The sequence below is a fragment of the Streptomyces sp. MBT53 genome, from assembly GCF_016654115.1.
In the GTDB taxonomy this organism is placed as follows: domain Bacteria; phylum Actinomycetota; class Actinomycetes; order Streptomycetales; family Streptomycetaceae; genus Streptomyces.
The window spans coordinates 1-5,939 of the sequence record NZ_JAEQAZ010000327.1; the positions used below are offsets into that span (position 1 = coordinate 1).

At 68.2% G+C, this 5,939-nt stretch carries 4 protein-coding genes; 1 reads left to right on the top strand and 3 read right to left on the bottom strand.

Features of this window, described 5'->3' with window-relative positions; all coding sequences use genetic code 11:
• The first annotated feature begins 144 nt into the window (after nt 1-144).
• Complete coding sequence (locus tag JHN45_RS49825; RefSeq protein ID WP_200717050.1) at nt 145-1,179, top strand: glycosyltransferase family 2 protein; 1,035 nt, start codon at nt 145-147, stop codon at nt 1,177-1,179.
• Between the two features lie 28 nt (nt 1,180-1,207).
• Here JHN45_RS49825 and JHN45_RS49830 read toward each other — a convergent pair whose 3' ends face one another.
• From JHN45_RS49830 to JHN45_RS49840, 3 genes are all read right to left on the bottom strand, one after another.
• Nucleotides 1,208-2,782: an LCP family protein gene (locus JHN45_RS49830; RefSeq protein WP_201056085.1), complete on the bottom strand. Its 1,575-nt coding sequence runs from the start codon at nt 2,780-2,782 to the stop codon at nt 1,208-1,210.
• A 131-nt stretch (nt 2,783-2,913) separates the two neighbouring features.
• Nucleotides 2,914-4,638: an LCP family protein gene (locus tag JHN45_RS49835; protein WP_201056087.1), complete on the bottom strand. Its 1,725-nt coding sequence runs from the start codon at nt 4,636-4,638 to the stop codon at nt 2,914-2,916.
• Nucleotides 4,639-4,852: 214 nt separating this feature from the next.
• Nucleotides 4,853-5,939, bottom strand: a 1,087-nt coding sequence (locus JHN45_RS49840; protein WP_236584985.1) for an LCP family protein, incomplete at its 5' end; no start/stop codon positions are given.

Consider the following 5,939-nt stretch of genomic DNA (forward strand, 5'->3'; position numbering starts at 1 on the left):
GCGGGGCGGCGTGGGCATGGGGGACACCTCCGCGAGGGCCGTACGTGGGATCTTGAGCACCGTAGGCCCATACGATCTGATACCGCCGCAGCCGCCCGGGCGGGGCGCGTCCGTGTCCCCCGTTCGCGGTAACGTGAGCCCCCTATGAACGCCAAGCCCGACGTGCGACTCCCCGCCGTTTCTGTGATCATGCCCGTCCTCGACGAGGAGCGGCATCTGCGCGGAGCCGTCCAAGCGATCCTCGCGCAGGAGTACGCCGGCGAGATGGAGGTCGTGCTCGCCCTCGGTCCCTCGAAGGACCGCACGGACGAGATCGCGGCCCAGCTCGTACGCGAAGACCCCCGTGTGCACACGGTCCCGAACCCGGCCGGCCGCACGCCCGCCGCCCTCAACGCCGCGATCAAGGCCTCCCGCCATCCGATCGTCGTCCGCGTCGACGGCCACGGCATGCTCTCGCCGAACTACATCTCCACCGCCGTACGGCTCCTGGAGGAGACCGGCGCGCAGAACGTCGGCGGCATCATGCACGCCGAGGGCGAGAACGCCTGGGAGGACGCGGTCGCCGCCGCGATGACCTCGAAGATCGGCGTGGGCAACGCGGCCTTCCACACGGGAGGGGAAGCAGGCTCCGCCGAGACGGTCTACCTCGGGGTGTTCCGGCGCGAGGCGCTGGAGCAACAGGGCGGCTACAACGAGGAGTTCATCCGCGCCCAGGACTGGGAGCTGAACTTCCGCATCCGCGAGGCCGGCGGCCTGATCTGGTTCTCGCCGGAGCTGAAGGTGTCGTACCGCCCGAGGCCGAGCGTGAAGGCGCTCGCCAAGCAGTACAAGGACTACGGCCGTTGGCGGCACGTCGTCGCCCGCTACCACGAGGGCTCCATCAACCTGCGCTACCTCGCCCCGCCGACCGCCGTGTGCGCGATCGCGGCCGGGATCGTGGTCGGTGCCGCCCTGACCCCGTGGGGCTTCCTGATCCCCGGCGGCTACCTCGCGGCGATCGCGCTCGGCTCGCTCCCGGCGGGCAAGGGCCTGTCGCTGAAGGCCCGCCTGCAGATCCCCGTCGCCCTCGCCACCATGCACATGTCGTGGGGCTTCGGCTTCCTCACCAGCCCCAAGTCCCTTGCGCGCAGGGTGATCGCGTCCCGGCGGCCCGCGGTGCTCAGCCCGTCCAACAGCTGAGCACCGCCACGGAGAACGACGACCCGGACTACGACCAGACGTAGTTCGGGTCGACGTGCATACAGGCCGTGGTGTCCGAGCCGTTGAGGGCGTCCGCCGACGTCGGTGTCGTGTCGTCCGCGGCCGGGGCCTTGTACTTCGTGCCCGTGCTCCAGTCCGCGCCGACGACCAGGGTGACCCCGGAGACGCTCGTCGACTTCTTCACCGCGCTCGTCGGGATGCCGAGCGCCTTGGCGACCCGCTGGGCGTCGCCCTCCAGATCGGCGCTCGGATAGCGGACGACCGTGGTGGCCTCGCTGGGGGCCGTCGACGAGTCCGCCACCGCCTCCTTGAAGCCCTTGCCGACGAGGAGCCCGGCCACCGCCGTCGCCCGCCCGCGTACCGCGCTCGTCGTGCTGGTACGGGTGCCGTTCTCCACCTGTACGGCGATCTTGTCGTCGGCGGCGGCCGGATCGGTCGACGCCTTCACCGGGGTCGTCGTCGTCTTTTTCTTGTCCTTGCCGTCCAGCGCGATGTCCTCACGGACCAGCCGGAACAGCTGCTCCGCGTCGGTCGCCTTGGGCACCACCCGGCCGCTGCTGCCCGAGTACTCCCACGGCATCGTCGTCATGGTGATCCGGCCGGTCGGAACCTTCTTCAGTTCCTTGCTCAGGTCGTAGAGCTTGGCGACCGTCCCGAGACCGTTGTCGACCGTGATCGCCTTCGTGGCCGTCTCGGCGAGGCTGCGCAGCTCGGTCGGGTTGCTCAGCGTGGCGTTCTCGCGCAGCTGGCGGACCATCGAGTTCATGTACTGGTGCTGCGCCTTGGTGCGGGCGATGTCGGTGTCGTCCTCGAAGCCGTAGCGCGTGCGCAGCCACTGCAGGGCCTGCTGGCCCTTGATGGACGTGGTGCCCTTCTTCAGCTTCAGGCCCGAGCCCTTGCCGGAGGAGGTGTGCGAGTAGATGTTGGCGTCCACGCAGACCGGCACCCCGCCGATCGCGTCCGCCATCGACACCACACCCGAGAAGTCGACCATCATGAAGTGGTCGATGTGGATGTCGGTCAGCTTCTCCCAGGTCGCCACCGTGCAACCGGGGCCGCCGCGGCCCAGCGAGTCGTTCGTGATGACGTCCGTCTCGGCCGCGTACGTCTTGCCGGTGTCCGGGTCCGTGCACTTGGGGATGTCCGTCAACGTGTCGCGCGGCATGCTCACGACCGACATGTTGGTGCGGTCCGCCGAGACGTGCAGCAGCATCTGGACGTCGGCGCGGGCCGGGGTCCCGAAGGTGTCCTTCGCGCCGCCGAGCTTCTGGTTCTCCGCGGAGTCCCGCGCGTCCGAACCGATCAGCAGGATGTTCAACGGCTTCTGCCCGGCCGCGTTGGCCTTGGACTCGGCCGCCCGGTCCTTCTCGTCCCCGATGTACAGGGGGTCCTTGTTTATGTTGCGGTTGAGGTGCTCGTAGTACAGATATCCGGCGCCGGCCGTCCCGGTTATGACCACCGCGAGGACGATCGCCGACCAGCGCAGCACCCGGCGTCTACGGCCCTTGCGTCTGCCCCCGTCGTCGTCCGCCGAGCCCTTCTTGTCCGCCGGTCTCTTTCCGTCCGCCGGCGTGAGCGACATCGTGTCCTCAACCGCCGGCCCCTCCCCACGCACGCTGCTCCGAGTCAAGTCCCCACCCCTCCCACGACGCGCCCTTGACGCACGGGTCCGCCCCGCGTCCCGTTAGACGCGGAACGGACCCGTGTGGTCACTTACTTGGCGCACTCAACCTTGTCCGCCGTGGACTTCTGGACCCCCTCCGGCGTCGACCCCGCGGTCGAGGTGAGCGGAACGCCGGCTCCCTTGAAGTCCTTGCCCAGAGTCAGCGTTATCGCCGGCAGCCCCTGGGAGTTGATCACACTCTTGCCCGGCTTCATCGCGGACCCCGAGAGGCCCATGATGGCGGCGAGCCGTCGAGCCTGGTCCGCCTGGTCGGGTGCGTACTCGAGGGTCGTCTTCGCGAGCGCCGCCGGAGCGTTGCCCGCGTTCTCGGACTTGAGCACGCCCTCATCATTCTGCAGCCACGTAAGAGTTTCCTGTGCGCTGCCGGCGTCGGCCCCTCCGTTGAGGATCCGCACCCGCACCGCGGAGGCGGCGGACTTGGTGCCCTTGAGCCGGGCGGCCACGGCGGCCTTCTCCTTCGCGGCCTTCTGCTTGACCGCGGTGAAGGAGGTGTCGCTCTTGATCAGCGAGAACACCTGGGGGGCGGTCGTGTTGTTGAGGACGACCGTCACCGGGGTCTTCTCCGCCGGGTTGTCGACGACCGGCACGGTGGTGAACGTCAGGTTCTTCGGGTTGAGCTTGCCCAGCTCGAGACCGAGGTCCTTCAGCTTGCCGATGGTGTCGAGGTTGGAGTCGACGGTCAGCGCCTTGGTGCCGGCCTCCGCCAGCTTCAGCATCTTCGAGGGGTTGGTGAGCGTGGAGTTGGACTTCAGCTTCCGCATCAGCGCGCTGAGGAACTGCTGTTGCAGCGTGATCCGGCTCAGGTCACCGCCGAACCCGACCGAGTGCCGGGTCCGCACGAAGGCCAGCGCCTGCTCGCCCGTGAGATTGTGCGTGCCCTTGGACAGCTTCAGATGCGAGTCCGAGTCGTCGATGTTCTTCGCGAGACAGACCTCGACCCCGCCGACCGCGTCCGTCAGCGTCTTCACGGCGTTGAAGTCGGCCACCATGAAGTCGTCCGGCTGGATCCCGGTCAGCTCGGTGACCGTCCGCACGGTGCAGCTGGGCGTACGGCCTGACTGGCCGAGGCTGGTGTTGAAGCGGACGCTCGTCGAACCCGGGATGACCTTGGTCGTGCCGTCCGACTGGGTCGTAGGACAGTCCGGTACGTCGGTGATCAGGTCACGGGGGATGCTGAGCGCGGTCGCGTTCGAGCGGTCCTTGGACACGTGCAGCAGGATCGTGGTGTCCGCGTGGCCGACGCTGCCTGCGTCGCCGTAGCCCTCGTTGCCCGCGCCCGTGCGCTTGTCGGTGCCGATCACCAGCAGGTTGATGGCCTTGCCCTTGCTGAAGCCACCGGTGCTCGCGCCGTCGTCCGAGGCGGTCGTGATGTTGTCGTTGAGGTGCTGGATGTAGAGGTACGCGGCCGCGGAGACGGCGACCAGCACGAAGGCCAGACCGCCGCCGGTCCACATCAGGATCTTCTTGCCCTTGGCCTTCTTCTTCACCGGCCGGCGACCGCGCCGGGCCGGTGGTTCCTCGGGCGCGCCCCGCCGTCTGCGCGGCGCGGGCACCTCACGCCCGGGGCTCTTCGGGACCGTCTCCCGCTCCGGAGCCACCGTGCTGTTGCGCACAGTGGCTCTACGGGGCCCCGGCACCGCTGACTGCGGTGTGGAAGGAGTCAGTCGCAGTTCGTATTCGCCAGTGTTCGGATTGATTACCCACTGGTCTGCGGGGTCGATGTTGTCCGCCCGCCCACGGCCTTGCGCGTCCACGGTTTACCGAATCCTCCGTCGGGGCCACGCGGCGCCTTCCCCCTTCAGGCGCTCGGGTCTCGTTCATCCGGCGCCCAAGCACACGGCACACCGGATCGCTCACACTATCCGTCCAGTTGAGCGTCAAGTGACGGCGGTGACAAATTCCACGTCCCTACAACCGGTCAATCCGCCCTATTTTTCGGAACAGAAGTTCGTCGACTTGGTGCGCGCTTTACCCGCAGCCGTCCTCGGCGGCGGTGTTCCCGCGAAACGTGGGCGCGGGCGTGGCCCCCGAACCACCCGCCGGATTAAGGGCGTTTGCACCGGAATCCCGCGGAACTTCGGGAACTTCCCCGGCCACCGCGACCGTAGCGTCCATGCGAATCCGGGCGAACAGCTTTTCGGCCTCGGGCTCCACGAGTTGGTCGCGATTCGCGTTGTAGATGTACGACTCCCGTGGAACGGTAAGGAATTGCACATGTTCGGTGGGGATGTCCCGTACGCCGCGCACCAGTTCGTACAGCCCGCGCAGACTCGCGAGATCCGGATCGGTCGTCAGGGACGAGGTGGCCGCGTCCAGCACCGGATACAACTTCGCCGGATTGAACAGCACATCGTCGCTCTGCACCTTGTTTACGAGCGCCCCCAGGAACCGCTGCTGACGGTCCATCCGGTCGGTGTCACTCCCGTTCCCCAGCGACTTCCGCGCCCGCACGTACCCGAGCGCCTGCTCCCCGTCGAGCGTCACCTTGCCCGCCGGCAGCCGCAACTTGGCGGCCTTGTCCCGAATGGGAGCCTTGAGGCACACCTCCACCCCGTCCACGGCATCGACCATGTCCTTGAACCCATGGAAGTCCACCACCATGTGATGGTCGATCCGCACGTCCGTCAGCTTCTCCACGGTCCGGATCGTGCACCCCGAACCCCCCACCTGGAACGCGTAGTTGAACATCGCGAACATCGGCTCGGTCCGCGTCCCGTCCGGCCGCAGACACCCCGGCACGTCCACCATCAGATCCCGTGGCAACGACACCGCGGTGGCACTTCGCCGGTCGGCCGCCAGATGCAACAGGATCGTCGTGTCCGACCGCTCGGTCCCCGAGTCCCGCCCGTACTCGGCGTTCCCGTCCCCGGACCGCGAGTCGGACCCGATCAGCAGAATGTTCTGCGCCCCCTTCACGAGGGCGGTCGGCCGTTCCTTCTCGTACCGGGCCAGCTCGGCCGCGGCGGCGTCGTCCGGCGTGATGTTCCCGTCGAGCTTCGCGTAGACGGCCCACCCGGCCCCGAAGGCCCCGAGCACGACCACCCCGACCCCGACC

Coding starts and splice junctions, on each gene's coding strand:
- JHN45_RS49825 (WP_200717050.1), top strand. CDS start 145: ATGAACGCCAAGCCCGACGTGCGACTCCCCGCCGTTTCTGTGATCATG.
- JHN45_RS49830 (WP_201056085.1), bottom strand. CDS start 2,782: ATGTCGCTCACGCCGGCGGACGGAAAGAGACCGGCGGACAAGAAGGGC.